Origin of the sequence: Halococcus salifodinae DSM 8989, from assembly GCF_000336935.1 — an archaeon.
Taxonomy (GTDB): Archaea; Halobacteriota; Halobacteria; order Halobacteriales; family Halococcaceae; genus Halococcus; species Halococcus salifodinae.
This window is the reverse complement of sequence record NZ_AOME01000054.1, coordinates 190,923-205,552: the sequence shown is the minus strand read 5'-3', so window position 1 is coordinate 205,552 and position 14,630 is coordinate 190,923. Positions and strand designations below refer to the sequence as shown.

Genomic DNA, 14,630 nt, shown 5'->3' with positions numbered 1-14,630 from the left:
GTAGTGCGTGGTGGAGAAGTCCTTGGCCCGAACTCGTCCATCGAACACCTGATTCGGTCGATTGTGATGGTAGTGATGCATGAACCGTCGCGGCTAGAAACTACGGTATAACTTCACGAGGGGCTGGAAGTCTGGCGGAATACGCATGTGGGTGATGTGTGCAGAAGCCGGTCTCCCAACTGCTGGGGAGGATTCACGCAAAACCATGGATCGCCCCGATATTCCCTGTCGTAGATCGCTACACGTTCCGCATCCCGAGTCCGACGACGACCACACAGATCACGACTGCGAGCAGCGTGACACCGACGAGGACTGGCCAGAGGGTGTCGAGCAGTGCGGGGCCGCTCTCCTGTGCAAGATTCGCCGTCCGATCGATCGTGGTCGAGGCGAAGCTCACGATCGCGCCACCGAACGCCGCACCCACCACGAAGAGCATCTGGAGCACTGCCGCGTACCGCTGCCACGCCGACTCCTCTGACGAGTCGTCATCGTCGGTGGAGCCGTTGGAGTCACCGAACCGGCTCCGAAGTCGATCGAGCGGTGTCGTGGTGGAGCCGTCGCGGTCGTCCATCCTGTCACCGCGTTCGTGACCCATGACATAAATTCTGTCGGTGGTCGAGGGTTCGTGGCGTCCATCGCGGCCGAAATCGACGTTCCCATACCGTCCCGTCGCCGTAATCCGTCATGATCGCCGACCTCGCGGGCCGGCTCCGCGACGAGGCCCGCCGCGCGAACGAGCGACGGCTGCTCGTGCTCGCGGGCGAGCGCGAGGCGTGCTATACGGCGGCGACCGACGCTCTCGACGGCGCGAGGATTCCTCAGTCGGAGACAACAGTGGTCGCGACGGAGAGCGCATTCAGCGGGGATTTCCGTGACTACGAGCGGATCACGCCGAAACGCGCCGACGCGCTTCTCGGAACAACTCGAACGGCGGTCGTGCTCGACTGTCACGACGAGTGCCGGCCGAACGCGCTCGGACGCACGGTCGGCGCGGTCGACGGCAGCGGGCTGGTCGTGCTCTGTACGCCGCCGCTCGATGCGTGGCCCGCTCGCCGAGACGGCTTCGACGAGACGCTCGCCGTCCCGCCGTTCGACGTCAAGGCTGTCGGCGGACGGTTCCGGACTCGACTGGTCGAGACGCTCCGCGCTCACCCTGGGATCGCTATCGTTGACGTCGATTCCGGAACCGTCGAGCGTGACGGCCGTACCGATCCATCGATGGCGACGGCACAGCGGCCGCCAGCGCGACCGGACGACCACACGTTCCCACAGGCGGCCTACGATTCCTGCCTCACGGCCGACCAGGCCGACGCTCTCCGCGCCTTCGAACGGCTGCGCGAGCCGGAACAGGCACTCGTCGTCGAGGCCGACCGCGGCCGCGGGAAGTCGAGTGCCGCCGGCCTCGCCGCGGGCGCGCTGGCTGTCGAGGGCAAGGACGTGCTCGTGACCGCGCCAGGCTACCGGAGCGCCGCCGCGGTGTTCGCCCGGGCGCGCGAACTCCTCGCGACGCTCGACGTGCTTGCCGACGCGGACCGCGACGAGAACCCCCACCGACTCGATGCCGCTGGCGGCGGACGGGTGCGGTTCGCGGAGCCGGCGGCCGCGGTCGAAGACGAAGCGCTCGCTGCGTCGGACGTCGCCATCGTCGACGAGGCCGCCGCGCTGCCCGTCGACCGACTCGCGGCGTTTCTCGACGCCTCGGCAATCGCGTTCGTCACGACCGTCCACGGCTACGAGGGAGCGGGTCGCGGGTTTGCGGTCCGGTTTCGGGACCGACTCGCCGAAAGTGCGTTCGACGTGACCGAGCAGCGCCTCGACGACCCGATCCGGTACGCCGCCGGCGATCCGATCGAGGTCTGGCTCTTTCGCGCAATCTTGCTCGATGCACGCCCGCCCGTCGCACCGCTGGTCACCGACGCCACGCCCGAGACCGTGACTCACGAACGCCTCTCGGCCGACGAGTTGCTCGCGGACGAGGTGCGACTTCGGGAGGCGTTCGGACTCCTCGTCGCGGCACACTACCGAACGGAGCCGAACGACCTCGCGCGGCTGCTCGACGCGCCGAACGTCACCATCCACGTGCTGTGTCACGATGGCCACGTGGTGTCGGTCGCGCTACTCGCCCGTGAGGGCGATCTCCCAGCCGATCTCCGGCGATCGGTGTACGAGGGAAATCGGATCGAGGGCCACCTCCTCCCGGACGTGCTCACGAGCCAGTGCCGAGACCCCGAAGCGGGCGTCACGATCGGCGAGCGCGTGCTCCGGATCGCCACCCATCCCGCCGCGCGATCCCGGGGACTGGGCTCGCGACTGCTCGATGAAATCCACGCAGCGAACGAAAGCGGAGAAATCGACTGGCTCGGGGTCGGGTACGGCGCGACGCCCGACCTCGTTCGATTCTGGGATCGCAACGGGTTCGATCCCGCCCATCTCGCGATCACCCGCAACGACCGCAGCGGTGAACACTCCGCACTGATGCTCGCGCCGCTCTCGGAGCCTGGCCGCGATCTTCGCGACCGCCACACTCGGTGGTTCGTCGAACGCATCGGCGGCCTGCTGACCGACTCACTCGCCGATCTCGATCCCGATGTCGTCCGCACAGTAATGGATGCCAGCCCGGTCGTCGCGCCGCTCGATCTCTCAGCCCACGAGTGGCGCACGATCGCGGCCGCGGCCTGCGGTCCGGGGCTCGCCGCCATCGATCCCGACGCCTTCCGCCAGCTCGCGATCGTCCATCTCACCGATCCCAAGAGCGACCAGCTCTCAGCTCGTGAAGAACGCCTGCTCGTCGCCCGAATTCTCCAGGGCCGCTCGGTCGAACCCGTGGCGGACGACCTCGACTACGTCTCGACCCGCGAGTGCCTCCGTGCGCTCGGTGACGCCTATCGGCCGCTCGTCGATCGGTACGGCGGCGACGCGGCCCACGAGGAGCGCGATCGCTACGACTGATACTCCGGCTCGTCGGTCCACCGCTCTGAGGGTTACCCGAGGACGACTCGCACCGCGAGCCACGCGACGCCGATCGCTGCCAGCGAACCGGCGAGATTCACGGCACCGTTCGCCGCCGCCGCGGCCGACTCACCCTGTTCCACGAGCCGAACCGTCTCGAACGAGAACGACGAAAAGGTCGTGAACGACCCGCACGCGCCAGTTCCAAGAAAGAGGAGGATCTCCTCGCTCGCGCCGGCGAACGTCACGAGGCCGAGTACGAAACTCCCGAGAACGTTGACCGCGAGCGTTCCGAAAGGGTAGGTCTCGCTGTCGACGCGCTGGCTCACGTAGGTCCGACAGAGCGCCCCGAGCGCTCCGCCGGTGCCGACGAGGTAGGCTGGATCGAGTGGGATCACTCGCCAGTCCCTCCGTCGACGCGCCGGGCGAGGCTGCGGCCCGCGAGCACTCCGGCGAATCCGAGCGTGTAGGTGACGAGCACGTTCGCAATCATCCACATCGGCTCGGCGAGCAGCGTGGTCTGGAGTGCGAACGTGCTGTAGGTCGTCAGCGAGGAGAGAAAGCCGGTGGCGACGACGACACGCGTCCGCTCGGCGAGCACGCCGGCGTAGACTGCCTCGTAGAGCACGAACCCGAGCACGAAGCTCCCGACGACGTTGACGGCGAGCGTTCCACCGGGTCCGGGGATCACGCGCGCGACGAGATACCGGAGGTTCGAGCCCGCAAACCCGCCGATGCCGACCAGTACGATCGATTCGAGCGTTCGAAGCGGATGGGTTCCCGACATGGCTGTCTCCGAAAAGGAGTCATCAGCTGGGCAACCAGCGGTTGGGGCAGGCGGACTCCATCGCCCGATACCATCCTCTCTGGGGCGACGGTATATCGACGCTGCGAAATCGTTCGCACCACGGTCGATGCCGAGTCGACACCGGTGTGACTAACCTGCACGCCATCCACGATCCCGCATGGTCGAACTCCTCGCGATCGTCGCGCTCGCGCTCCTCGTTGTCGGTGTCGCTGGCAGCGTCGTCCCGCTACTCCCGGGGGCGTTGCTGTCGATCGCCGGCGTGCTGCTCTACTGGTGGCAGTCCGGGTACGCCGAACCAGGCCCGATCCTGCTCGTCGTCTTGGTGCTCGTGGGTCTCGTCGGTGTGATCGCCGACTACTTCGCCGGCGCGGTCTCGGCCGCGGCGGGCGGCGCGTCGACGGTCACGACGCTCCTCGCGGCGATCGTCGGCGTCGTCCTCTTCTTCGTCGTCGGCCCGCTCGGCGTCATCGTCGGCGTCATGGGAACGGTGTTCGCCGTCGAGTTCTACCGCCATCAAGATCCCGAACAGAGCCTCCGAACCGCGATCTATGCCGCCGTCGGGATGCTCGCTTCGACGGTGGTCCAAGCGCTCCTGACCGTGACGATGCTCGTGACGATGTTGCTCGTCCACTTCCTCTGAGTCGATGGGCGGACACGGCACAACGGTTGTAACGACGCACCGCGTACGTCGCCCATGACGACGTGCGCCGAGGCGGAGTGCGAGGAACCGGCGGCGGTGCGGCTTCACGTCCCGTGGGACGCGAATCGAGAGGTCTGTACGGCCCACGCCCGCGCGCTGGTCCAGCAGGAGGGCGTCGTCGCGGAGCCGCTTGAGGGCGCGGTCGAGGAGTGGCGCTGACGGTCCTTTCTCTCGATCGATTCGGATGGCCGACTACGGCCGTAGCGCCAGCATCACCTCGTCGATGTACTCCTCGCCGATCTTGTAGTGGTCCTCGCGGGTGGCCTCGACCTCGCCGCCGTGAGCCTCGAAGAACGCGATCGCGTCCTCGTTGGTCGAGGGGATCGAGTTGTAGATCTTCTCGTAGCTGTTTTGCTCCGCCCAGCCGAGACCGCGATCGAGCAACCGGCCGCCGATTCCGTGGTCTTGGTACTCCTCCAACACGCCGAGCGTGAGTTCGGCGGTATGCGAGAGCTTTTCGAGTTCGGGAGCGTCGAGGTGGATCCATCCCACCACCTCGTCGCCCACCGTAGCGACGAAGAACATCCGCGAGCGGACCTCGTTCTCCCGGACGAGGGCCTCCTCGTGGTCGACGACATCCGCGACGCTCTCCGCGACGGTGTAGGTCTTCTCGCCGGCGACCTGGCGGATCACACCTACGAGTCCCGACCGATCGGTCTCGATCGCGGGTCGGATGGTGTACTCCACGCCCTCCTGATCGAACGTCTCCTCGTCGGCCGCGTCGCTGCCCTCGAACGCCGCCTCGACCATCCCGGCGAACTCGTGGACGAGCCCGTCGCGTTTCAGGATCGCGACGTGGTGTCTGAACCCGCTGGGATCGAGCCCGAGCGCGTCCCGGACCTCGGTGGCCTCGACCGGATCGTCGGCATCCTCGATGTACTGGTAGATGCTCTTTCGATCCTCGTGGGTGAACTCGAACGCCTCCGACACTTGCATGCGAATCGATACCACTACACGCTACTTAACTATTTGTGTCGGTTTTCGATGCGGATCGTCGTCGGTGTCGGTGTGTCGTCGGAGTCAGCGGAGTCAGCGGAGTCGGGGTCGTCTTCGGGCCGTCAGCGCGACGGAATCCGTGTCAGCAACTGGGCAGTGTCCCGGATGTTGTCGGTGTCGAGAAGCAGTTCGGCCGCGCGCCGAACCGTGACATCGGGCTCCATCTCGACGCCGTAACACTGTGCATAGAGCGCGAGCCAGGCGTTCGTCGCCCGGTGGAACTGTTCGAGTTCCGCGGCCGAGAATTCGACGTCCCACTCGGCGGTTCTTGCTTCGAGATACAGTGCCACGAGTGGGCCGAGTCCTTCCCGGAGAAACGTCATCGCGAGCTCCTCGTCCGGCGGGTCCGACGGGGGGTCGAACTCCCGACGATCGCGTTCTGCCTGCTCGACGAACCCCGCGATCCGGTCGGCGTAGCCCGACGTCATCGGTGGCGAGTATCGGCCCGCGCCAGTGCCGAGCACCGTCCCATCAGCCTTCCCTGAACTCGACACCCTTGCCGCCACGGGGGTGTTCCCACTGGGTGTCGGCGACGATGGCGCAGGTCCCGCACTCGACGCAGGGCTGGGTATCGAGGCTCACGACGCGTTTCTCGTCGCCATTGGCTTGGACCGTCTCGTCGCGGTAACATCCGCCGCCGTAGTCCATCGCGCTCACCGGGCAGGCCGTGACGGCCGCACCGCTGGCCTCGAAGGAGTTGTCCTCGACCACGATGTGGGGGTTGCCCACGTCGGTGTCGTAGGTCAGGTCGCCGATGCGTTCTTCGAGGCTCGGCAGCTCGACGGTGGACTCGGCTTCGACCTTCGCGCCGAGTTCCTCGCCGATGATGGTAGGCAGCGTGACGTAGGGCGTCTTCGTGTCGGGCATCATCGTTGCGAGATACGGCGAGCTGTACGCCTTTTCGAGCAGCCCGGCACGATCGGCCATTCGGACGCCGAGCCGGCCGACCGACGAGTCGAGCGCGCGTTCGGCGAGTTCAGTCGCAGTGTCGTTCTCGCCGAGCGCGCTCGCCACCTCGTATCTGGTGGGCCGGAGCTTCGCCATCACGCCCTCGTCGTGGAGCCGGCGCTCGTAACGCTCGCCCGCCGAGTCGGGCTTTCCTCGGGAACGTGCTTCTACGAACGCCTCCGCCGCCAGCGCGCCCGCAGTCACGGCGTGGTTCATCCCCTTGATGATCGGCCCCTGGGCCTGCATCTGGCCACCCGCGTCGCCGACGAGCACCAGCCGGCCCTTGTGGGGCGAGGGGTTCGCGGCCTTCTTCGAGTCGGGGACGAGCTTCGCTGAATACTCCCGCTCGTCGTAGTCGTCGCCGAGCCACTGTGCGAGCACCGGATGGGTGAGAAGTGCGTCGAGCAGGTCCTGAACCTCGGCTTCCTCCTCCACGATGCTGTCGAGGTGGAACACGTTTCCGATGCACAGCGAGTCCTGATTCGTGTAGAGGAACCCGCCGCCCCGAACGCCGTCGTAGAGATCGCCCGAGAACAGGTGGGCCTCGCCCTCGTCCTCGGCGATCCCGAACCGCTCGTTGATCGCGTCGCCGGGCATGTCGACCACCGCTTTCACGCCCTGGAACCACTCCTCGGGCTCCTCCCAGTCCATCAGCCCCGCCTCGCGCGCGAGTTCGGAGTTCACGCCGTCCGCAGCGACGACGAAATCGGCTTTGATGGGGTCGAGCTCCTCGCACGTCACCCCGACGATCTCACCGTCCTCTCGAAGGAGGCCGTCGACCTTCACCTCCGTCAGGAGCCCGCCGCCGGCCTCGCGGGTGATCTCGTGGACCTGCTCGGCCATCCACGAGTCCATTTTTCGGCGGAGCACGGCGTCGGCCCACTCGGTGTCCTGTTCGTGTCCATCCGTGATGTCGAAGGTTCGAACCTGCTCGCCAGCGATGTTGTGGATGTAGTAGTCCGTTACTGGTCGTTCGGTCGCGTGCTCGCGGAAGCCCGGGAAGATCCCGTCGATCGTGTACGGAGCGGATTCCTCGGCGTAGATCAACCCTCCAGTCACGTTCTTCGAGCCGGCGTCGACGCCGCGTTCCAGTACTACTGTTTCGACGCCGTTGCGCGCGAGCGTCGCGGCCGCCGCCGCGCCGCCTGGTCCTGCGCCCACCACCACCGCCTCGTAGTGCTCGTAGTCCTCAGTCATCGGTTTCCCCTCCGTCCGCCGCAATCGCTCCGATATCTAGTTCGCCCGATTCGAGCGCCGCCGTGAGTTCGGGCAGCACCTCGAAGAGGTCGCCCTCGACGAAGAAATCCGAGAAGTCCCGGATGCGCGCGTCGGGATCGGTGTTCACCGCGATAATCGTCTCGGACTCATCCATTCCGACCTTGTGCTGCACTGCTCCGGAGATTCCGGCGGCGATGTAGAGGTCGGGTTCGACGACCTGGCCGGTCTCGCCGATCTGGCGTTCTTCGGCGGTGTAGCGCTCGACGTGGCCCGCGAACTCGTACGAGCCCGTCACGATCCCACGTGAGACGCCGAGTCCGGCATCTCCGAACGCGTCGGCGAGGTCGATCCCGATCTCCATGCCTTTCGTGGGGTCGTCGCCGATCCCCCGACCCATTGCCACCACCACATCGTGGCCGGTGAGGTCCACGCCCTCGTCTAACTGATCGTGGTCGGTGACCGAGACCCGGAGCCAGTCCTCCTCCAGATCGAGGTCGTGGTCGACCACTTCGCCCTCGCGGTCGTGGTCGGGTTCAGGGAGATCGAAGCTCCCGGGGATCACTGACGCGCCCTGGGGATGGAACTCCCGAGTGGGGTTGTCGAGACAGAGGATGGTCGAGTACTCGAACCCGGAGAAGTCGGGGCGCTTCATGTGCAACACCCGCTCGAACTCCTTTTTCGTGCCCGGTCGCCCGGTCTTCACGGGGTTCGAGATCATCGACTCCTCGATGTAGAGGTCTGAGCAGTCCGAGGCGAGTCCCGAGTCGAGTTCACCCTGGACCAGTGCCGAGAGATCCCGTCCGTTGTTAGTCGCCGGGAACACCGTGTAGCGTGGTTCGTCGTACTCGCGCCAGTCCGCTTCTTCCGGCCCTTTCTCGGCAGTCGGATCGCCGCCCCACCGCGCCATGTCACAGAACAGCTCGGTGTAGGGCTTGTGCTGGAACCGTTCCAGCCGCTTGTCCTCGTGGTGGACCACCACGTCAGCGCCGTAGGCGATCACGTCTTCGACGTGTTTCTCGACATCGCTGCCGATCAGCACCGCCACGACCCGTTCGTCGGTTTCGTAGTCGTCGTTGTAGGTGTCCATCAGCTCGCGGGCTTTCCCGAGCATCTCCTTCGAGACGTCGATCAGTTCGCCCGCCTGGGTCTCACAGTAGACCCACATGTCGCGATAGTCACCGTCCTCGATGGCCTTGACGTACTGCTTGTCCGCCGTCGGGTGATCGAGATCGGGGTGTTTCTCCTCGGGCGGCACGACCTCGATCTCCTCGGGCGCTTCCTCCTCTTGGACCGAGTCGATCCGGTTCTGGATGAGGTTCGTCGCCGCGCTCCGATTCTCGCCGGCCTGCTCGGCATCGAGGACCTCCCGCAGGCGCTCCTCGTCGTCGATCCCCTGAAGCGCGTTGCCGAGCTCCGCGGTCGAAAGGTCGCTCGGGTCGATGTCACCCTCCGCCTCTTCGGCGTCCTCGGTGACTTTGTCGATCCGGCTCTCGATCAGCGTCTTCAGGTTGTCGCGGTCCCCGCCGCTCTCCTCGGCCGCGAGGATGGCTTCGAGCTCGTCGGGATCCTCGACGCCCTTGATCGCGGGGCCGAACTCCGCGATGTCGTACTCCGCGGGGTCGAGCGCGAGATTATCGGCGTTACCCGTCTCGCCGTCCGCTTCGGTGTCACCCTCGACCTCGTCGGCGGACTCGCGATACTCGCCTTCGGTCTCGGTGCCGTCCTCCACGGCATCGCCCTCGGCGGGCCCGACCTCGCGCATCCGCGCGCGGATCGCTTCTTGGGCGGTCTTTCGCTGCTGGCCGTCCTTCTCGGCGTCGAGCATCCCTTCGAGTTCGCGGGGGCTGTCGATTGCGGCCAGTTCGTCCTGAAGCTGTTCGACCGTGTGCTCACCGGGGTCGGTAGTCTCACTCATGAATCAGTCACCCGCCGCCTCCGATCGCCCGTCGGCGAACGGTTCCATCGCCTCAAGCACCTCGCTCATTCCCTCTCCGTCGTCGGGATCGACCATCGTGGCCTCGCGTTCTGCTGGCGCTTTCGGGATCGGGTCCACGGACGAAACGATAGTTGGCGACCCGTCGAGGCCGATGTAGTCCGGGTCGAGATTCAGGTCCGCGTGATCCCACGTCGTCAGGTGCTCCTCGTGGTCTTCCGCACGCGCTTCGGTCTCCGCCTGGAGGTCCTTGAGCGTGAGTCGATGCGAGGCCTTGCGGTAGGTGGGCTCGAACTCGGGATCGGCGACGATGAACGCGGGCATCGGGGCCTCGACGGTTTCGATCTCTTCGATGTCGCCCTCGACGAGACGTTTCGCTCGAACAGTATTGTCGTCCTCGTCGACATCGAGCGCGACGACGTGCGTGATGATCGGCCAGTCGAGACACCAGCACGCTTGCGGGCCGGTGTGGCCGGTCTCGCCGTCGGCGGTTTTGAACCCCGCGAACACCAGATCGGGCTGCTCGTCGAGTTTCTGCAACCCGGTCGCGAGCGTGATCGCGGTCGCCCACGTGTCAGAGGCGGCGAGCTCGCGGTCCGAGAGGAGGTAGAGGTCGTCGGCATAGACCATTTCCATCGCCTCCCGGAGCACGTCGCCGTAGCCAGGCGGCCCCATGCTCATCACGCTGAGTTGGCCCCCGTGACGGACCTTGGTCTGGAGGGCGGTCCGCAGCGCGTGCTTGTCGTTGGGGTTCATCACTGTCGGAGTGTTTCCACGTTCGAGATGTCCGTCCTCGTCGAACGCGACCTGTCCCTCGCGGAAATCCGGTACGCCTTTCGTCAGAACGACTGAGTGCATTGGTATGGATACTCCCGGGTGGCTCTCTCTGGCATAGCCTCTCGCCGACTATTACCGTGTTGGTCTGTCGTAGATTCTTGCCGGTACTCGTCGTCGGTCCGCCGGGAACGATTGCCCCTTAGGTACGGCCTGCCCGACCCGCGTCGACGTCGATCGCGTCGACGGGACAGACGTCGACACAGAGCATACAGTCGATGCACTGGGCTTCTTCTGCTGGGTCGGCCTTGATCTCGCTCTCGGGGTGGTCGGGTGAGTCGACCCACTCGAAGACGTCCACGGGGCAGTCCTCCAGACACGCCCCGTCGGCGATGCAGAGGTCGAAGTCGACCGCGACGTGGGTGCCGTGGATCCCCAGCTCGTCGGGTTCCTCGACCGGCCCCCAGACGTCGTGGCCCTCGTGTTCGTCGACGATCTCGCGGTTCTGTTCGAATTCGGGATCGATGGCCATCGGTACCGAAGGTCACGACAGGAGTCTACTTAAGCTTTGGACCGAGCGATCGCCCGTCGACGGGATCGACGTGCGGGTGACGATCGATCACCGTCCGCGATTCCGGGTCGGCTTGGAACTCGCTACGAACGGGGGAAGCAAAACAGCGTCGACACCCGCGCGTTTTCCTTGAGTCGGATACCACCCGTCGGAACCGACAGCGGAGCGCGTTCGAGCTCCCGGACGAACAGCGTGGGGTGGAACGCGCCCCGATCCCGGACCGCCTCGCGCGTCTGGCACACGAGCGGTTCGTTGGCGTCCACCCATTCGTTGAATCGGACGAGGTACTGGCCCGCGTCGAGCTCCCACCACTCGTAGTCGTCGTCGGGATTTCGCTGCGTGGTTTCGTGTGGTGTGGTCGTCGCGGCTTCGAGTTCACCGCCGCCGAAGTCTACACGGCCCGGTTTCTCGACGACCTGAATCCCCGCAACCGTCAGGTCGAGTCCGTGTTCGCCGACCTGGGTGTCCTCGTGAACGATACCCTCGACGTACTCCGTGAGTTCTGCTCCAGTCATGATCGCCGGTCGTAGGGGCCGCAGGCGGCAAAAGCGTTGGGCCAACGAATCGAACTCTACGGATGCGCGAAGTACGCGACCGTCCGACCGTCGGCGTGGGCGTCGATCCGTGCGAAGCCGATTCGTTCGAACTGGACCATCTCGCCGGACGCGTAGTCGTCGATCCCGGGTTCTGCATGTCCTTCGACATCGCCGTCGGGCGTCCGCAGGCGGAGCGGGCGGTTGTCCTCGGCCGGGACCCAGTGAACCACCGGAACGTCCTCCTCTCGGACGATCTCGATCCCCTCGCCGGTGAACTCGAAGGCATCGCGGGTGTGGCGCACGGGGCCGTAGCCTTTGAGCCAGACCCGCTTTCCGTTCGGCGGCACGTCGTCGGGCTCGACGAGTACCCCACCCTCGGCCGGAATCTCGCGGACGCCACGGTCCTCGTGGTTCGGATGCACAGGGGGAGTGCCGGTTTCGGGACCGCCGATGACGGTCTTTGCGACGCCGTCCCGGACGAGAAAGGCACGGTCGGTTTCGTCGTCGATGCGGTCGCGGTTCGCAGCGTAGATCGAACTCATCGCGAGGTCCACATTGGACGTCGAGGTTCCGAGTTCGCTCATCGCGTCGGTGATGGCTCCGCCGCGAATCCCGCGTCGTCGGAGGCTCGCGATGGTTGGTGCGCGCGGGTCGTCCCAGCCGTCGAGATCGCCCGCCTCGATGTGCTCCTTGATCGTCGAGGTACTCATTTTGATGTCGTAGGCGTCGAGCTGGACGTGACCCCAGTGGGTGACTTCAGGATACTCCCAGTCGAAGTAGTCGTAGAGGAATCCTTGGCGCTTCGCCGAATCCTGAAGGTCGATCCCGCGGATGACGTGGGTGATTCCGAACAGGTGGTCGTCGATCCCCGACTGGAAGTCCAGCAGGGGCCAGCACCGGTACTCGCTGGCTTCCTCGCGGGGGTGGGGTGTGTCGATCATCCGGAAGGCGACCCAGTCCCGGAGTGCGGGGTTCTTGTGCTCGATGTCGGTCCGGACACGGAGCACCATCTCGCCCGCCGAGTATTCGCCGTCGACCATCGCTTCGAACTCTTCGCGGGTCGTCTCGGGATCTTTGTCGCGGTGCGGACACGCCTCGCCGTCGTTCTTCAGGTCGGAGAACTCCTCGGCGGGACACGAGCAGGTGTACGCGCCGCCGTGGTCGATCAGCGCGCGCGCGTGTTCGTAGTACGTCTCCATCCGGTCGGAGGCGCGCACCACCTCGTCGGGCTCGAATCCCAGATACTCGATCGCGTCGAGGATCGCGTCGTAGGCTTCGAGATCGGGGCGCTTGGTCTCGGGATCGGTGTCGTCGAACCGGCAGAGCATCCAGCCGTCGTAGCGTTCCTTGTACCGACCGACGACGGCGGGCATGCGCGCGTGGCCGATGTGCCACGGGCCGTTGGGGTTGGGTGCGAGGCGCATCCGAACGTCCATGTCCTCGTCGACGTTCGGCAGGTCCGGTAGTGCGTGGTCGTCGGCCTCGTCCTCGCTTTCGAGTTCGGCGAGCAGATCCGGGGCGACGACGTCGAGGCGCTTCTCGCGGCCCTCGGTGTCGAGTTCGTTCACCCGTTCGACGACCGGGGCGACGACGCCCGGTACCTCGTCACCGTGTTCCCTGAACTCCGGATTCTCGCCCATTAGGGGCCCGACGACCGCCCCGACATCGGCTTCGCTCCCGTGTTTGACCGCATTGAGCAGGGCGTGCTTCTCGGCTTCGTGTTCGATCCGCTCGCGGAGTTCGTCGTTCATTACCGGGGCCACGGCGGCGCTCGGTGAAAACTACCCGGATCGGGATCGGTCACCAACTCAGGCCGGCGACTGCCAGATCCGTACGCCATCGGCGTGACCGACGCCGACCGCGACGCCGACCGCGACGCCGCCGTCGGCGATCCTGGTCCCCGTGACGTTGGTCGTGAGCGTGCCGCCGATCGGCAGTTCCCATTCCTCTCGCGCGCCGTCCTCGGTCCGCCGGACGGCTCCGAGGTGGGTCCGCGAGTCGTCCGGGACGAGCAGCTCGGGCCGGCCGTCACTATCGAAATCACCGGCGACCGCCCCGTCGAGAACGCGCGAGCCGATGGTGTGCGAGGCGTAGCCCGACACGGAGCCGACGACTCGCAGTGCCTCGCCCTCCCGCCGGTAGAACCTGACTGTGCCGCCGACGTGGGGCGTCTCGACGGCCGCGAGTTCGGGGACGCCGTCGACCGCGAACGGTGCGACCGCGAGCTGGTGCCGCCAGTGATAGCCGCTGTCGAACGCCTGGCCGGCGGCAAGTCGCGATCCATCGGTATCGAACGCGACGACTCGCGCGCCGCGTTCGGCGTCGCCAACGGTGACGATCACCTCGCTGTCGTCGTCCCCGGTGAGTGAGGCGAGTATCGGCGCGGTACCCTCGACGACGCCAGCGGGTTCGATCCGCTCCGTGATCGCGAGGTCATCTGGATCGAGGAGGACGCACCGCTCGGCTTCGATCCCGTCGCCGAGCACCCCGTGGTCGTACCGGGTGGTTCGGCCGGCGAGCACCGCGACGCGCCCGCCCGCGCGGACGGGGCGGGCGTCGGGGAGCGCGTCGATCGTCACGCGCGCCCGTTCGGTTCCCGACTTCCCGGTGAGCACGACGTCGCCGTTCTGGAGGACGGAGAGTCGCCGTCCGTCGTCGAGTACGAGCGGCTGGCTCAGATTCGAGGCGTTCTGTGGACCGGTGACGAGACGCGCGTTCCCCTCGATGACAGTCAATAGCGGCGGTGTCTCCGGCGGAAGGCGTTCGGGTGTGATCGGCGTCGGTGTGGCGTTGCCGTCGCGGACGACGAACGCCTCCGCCTGGCCGCGCTCTCCCACGACGGCCCAGAGGCTTCCGGTGGCGAGCGGGAGAGCGACGAGCCACTGTGGCGTCTCGCCGAGGCCGATCTCCACCGGCTCGGTGTCGGGGAGGGCTCCCCGTCCAGCGACGAATCGATTGCCGCTGGGGCGGACGTACGTGTAGCCGAACGCTCGATCACCGGCCGTTTCGAGCGGACGAGCGGTCCGTGTTCGCCTTCGCTGTGTTGCGTTCGACGTCATCCGATCGGTCGTCGCGGTCGATTCGGACTGGCTGCCACAGCCGGCGAGCACCGACCCCGTGGCGATGGCCGCGAGCGCGCGCCGTCTGGTGTGATCCATTGGCGAAACCAACGGCCAGTGTCGACAAAAACCCCGGCT

Annotated in this window: 15 protein-coding genes and 1 riboswitch; of the genes, 3 read left to right on the top strand and 12 right to left on the bottom strand. The window is 66.4% G+C overall.

Features of this window, described 5'->3' with window-relative positions; all coding sequences use genetic code 11:
* Nucleotides 1–238 precede the first annotated feature (238 nt).
* Nucleotides 239–595, bottom strand: a complete 357-nt coding sequence (locus C450_RS10710; protein WP_005043379.1) for a hypothetical protein — start codon at nucleotides 593–595, stop codon at nucleotides 239–241.
* Between the two features lie 89 nt (nucleotides 596–684).
* Here C450_RS10710 and tmcA point away from each other — a divergent pair, with 89 nt between their 5' ends.
* Nucleotides 685–2,949, top strand: coding sequence for a tRNA(Met) cytidine acetyltransferase TmcA (gene tmcA, locus C450_RS10705; protein ID WP_005043377.1), 2,265 nt, complete (start codon nucleotides 685–687; stop codon nucleotides 2,947–2,949).
* Between the two features lie 32 nt (nucleotides 2,950–2,981).
* On the opposite strand, the gene crcB is transcribed toward tmcA, so the two are convergent.
* Nucleotides 2,982–3,347 carry a fluoride efflux transporter CrcB gene (crcB, locus tag C450_RS10700; protein WP_005043376.1) on the bottom strand — a complete coding sequence of 122 codons (366 nt, stop codon included), beginning with the start codon at nucleotides 3,345–3,347 and terminating at the stop codon, nucleotides 2,982–2,984.
* Entirely contained in the window at nucleotides 3,344–3,736 is a 393-nt protein-coding gene (locus tag C450_RS10695; protein WP_005043374.1) for a fluoride efflux transporter FluC, read from the bottom strand. Before C450_RS10695 ends, crcB begins: the two co-directional genes overlap by 4 nt.
* A 6-nt stretch (nucleotides 3,737–3,742) precedes the next feature.
* Nucleotides 3,743–3,810, bottom strand: a riboswitch (Fluoride riboswitch).
* Nucleotides 3,811–3,914: 104 nt separating this feature from the next.
* On the opposite strand from C450_RS10695, the gene C450_RS10690 reads away from it, so the two are divergent.
* Together C450_RS10690 and C450_RS22420 are read left to right on the top strand one after the other, a co-directional pair.
* A complete protein-coding gene (locus C450_RS10690) occupies nucleotides 3,915–4,397 on the top strand; it encodes a DUF456 domain-containing protein (RefSeq protein WP_005043373.1) in 483 nt (160 codons plus the stop codon).
* Nucleotides 4,398–4,451: 54 nt separating this feature from the next.
* Nucleotides 4,452–4,616, top strand: a complete 165-nt coding sequence (locus C450_RS22420) for a hypothetical protein (protein ID WP_005043371.1) — start codon at nucleotides 4,452–4,454, stop codon at nucleotides 4,614–4,616.
* Between the two features lie 33 nt (nucleotides 4,617–4,649).
* On the opposite strand, the gene C450_RS10685 is transcribed toward C450_RS22420, so the two are convergent.
* The 9 genes from C450_RS10685 to C450_RS10645 all read right to left on the bottom strand — a co-directional run bounded on the left by C450_RS10685 (nucleotide 4,650) and on the right by C450_RS10645 (nucleotide 14,591).
* A complete protein-coding gene (locus C450_RS10685) occupies nucleotides 4,650–5,393 on the bottom strand; it encodes a GNAT family N-acetyltransferase (protein WP_005043370.1) in 744 nt (247 codons plus the stop codon).
* A 122-nt stretch (nucleotides 5,394–5,515) separates the two neighbouring features.
* Nucleotides 5,516–5,917 carry a hypothetical protein gene (locus C450_RS10680; protein ID WP_337958922.1) on the bottom strand — a complete coding sequence of 134 codons (402 nt, stop codon included), beginning with the start codon at nucleotides 5,915–5,917 and terminating at the stop codon, nucleotides 5,516–5,518.
* Nucleotides 5,918–5,924: 7 nt separating this feature from the next.
* Nucleotides 5,925–7,598, bottom strand: a complete 1,674-nt coding sequence (locus C450_RS10675) for an FAD-dependent monooxygenase (RefSeq protein ID WP_005043366.1) — start codon at nucleotides 7,596–7,598, stop codon at nucleotides 5,925–5,927.
* Nucleotides 7,591–9,534 (bottom strand): electron transfer flavoprotein subunit alpha/FixB family protein, encoded by a 1,944-nt coding sequence (locus C450_RS10670; RefSeq protein ID WP_005043364.1) that lies wholly within the window; start codon nucleotides 9,532–9,534, stop codon nucleotides 7,591–7,593. The genes C450_RS10675 and C450_RS10670 overlap by 8 nt, the downstream gene beginning before the upstream one ends.
* Nucleotides 9,535–9,537: 3 nt before the next feature.
* Nucleotides 9,538–10,410, bottom strand: coding sequence for an electron transfer flavoprotein subunit beta/FixA family protein (locus C450_RS10665; protein ID WP_005043361.1), 873 nt, complete (start codon nucleotides 10,408–10,410; stop codon nucleotides 9,538–9,540).
* 118 nt (nucleotides 10,411–10,528) lie between these two features.
* Nucleotides 10,529–10,858 (bottom strand): 4Fe-4S dicluster domain-containing protein, encoded by a 330-nt coding sequence (locus C450_RS10660; protein ID WP_005043359.1) that lies wholly within the window; start codon nucleotides 10,856–10,858, stop codon nucleotides 10,529–10,531.
* Nucleotides 10,859–10,980: 122 nt separating this feature from the next.
* Nucleotides 10,981–11,412, bottom strand: coding sequence for a hypothetical protein (locus C450_RS10655; RefSeq protein ID WP_005043357.1), 432 nt, complete (start codon nucleotides 11,410–11,412; stop codon nucleotides 10,981–10,983).
* A 56-nt stretch (nucleotides 11,413–11,468) separates the two neighbouring features.
* A complete protein-coding gene (locus C450_RS10650) occupies nucleotides 11,469–13,184 on the bottom strand; it encodes a glutamate--tRNA ligase (RefSeq protein ID WP_005043354.1) in 1,716 nt (571 codons plus the stop codon).
* Between the two features lie 57 nt (nucleotides 13,185–13,241).
* On the bottom strand, nucleotides 13,242–14,591 hold the full coding sequence (locus C450_RS10645) for a hypothetical protein (RefSeq protein WP_005043352.1): 1,350 nt from the start codon (nucleotides 14,589–14,591) through the stop codon (nucleotides 13,242–13,244).
* Between the last annotated feature and the right edge of the window lie 39 nt (nucleotides 14,592–14,630).

What these genes read in the sequence shown, in the direction of transcription:
- C450_RS10665 (WP_005043361.1), bottom strand. Translation starts at nt 10,410, where the DNA reads ATGCACTCAGTCGTTCTGACGAAAGGCGTACCGGATTTCCGCGAGGGA.
- C450_RS10650 (WP_005043354.1), bottom strand. Translation starts at nt 13,184, where the DNA reads ATGAACGACGAACTCCGCGAGCGGATCGAACACGAAGCCGAGAAGCAC.
- tmcA (WP_005043377.1), top strand. Translation starts at nt 685, where the DNA reads ATGATCGCCGACCTCGCGGGCCGGCTCCGCGACGAGGCCCGCCGCGCG.
- C450_RS10695 (WP_005043374.1), bottom strand. Translation starts at nt 3,736, where the DNA reads ATGTCGGGAACCCATCCGCTTCGAACGCTCGAATCGATCGTACTGGTC.
- C450_RS10655 (WP_005043357.1), bottom strand. Translation starts at nt 11,412, where the DNA reads ATGACTGGAGCAGAACTCACGGAGTACGTCGAGGGTATCGTTCACGAG.
- C450_RS10675 (WP_005043366.1), bottom strand. Translation starts at nt 7,598, where the DNA reads ATGACTGAGGACTACGAGCACTACGAGGCGGTGGTGGTGGGCGCAGGA.
- C450_RS10670 (WP_005043364.1), bottom strand. Translation starts at nt 9,534, where the DNA reads ATGAGTGAGACTACCGACCCCGGTGAGCACACGGTCGAACAGCTTCAG.
- C450_RS10685 (WP_005043370.1), bottom strand. Translation starts at nt 5,393, where the DNA reads ATGCAAGTGTCGGAGGCGTTCGAGTTCACCCACGAGGATCGAAAGAGC.
- C450_RS10690 (WP_005043373.1), top strand. Translation starts at nt 3,915, where the DNA reads ATGGTCGAACTCCTCGCGATCGTCGCGCTCGCGCTCCTCGTTGTCGGT.
- C450_RS22420 (WP_005043371.1), top strand. Translation starts at nt 4,452, where the DNA reads ATGACGACGTGCGCCGAGGCGGAGTGCGAGGAACCGGCGGCGGTGCGG.
- C450_RS10710 (WP_005043379.1), bottom strand. Translation starts at nt 595, where the DNA reads ATGGGTCACGAACGCGGTGACAGGATGGACGACCGCGACGGCTCCACC.
- C450_RS10645 (WP_005043352.1), bottom strand. Translation starts at nt 14,591, where the DNA reads ATGGATCACACCAGACGGCGCGCGCTCGCGGCCATCGCCACGGGGTCG.
- C450_RS10660 (WP_005043359.1), bottom strand. Translation starts at nt 10,858, where the DNA reads ATGGCCATCGATCCCGAATTCGAACAGAACCGCGAGATCGTCGACGAA.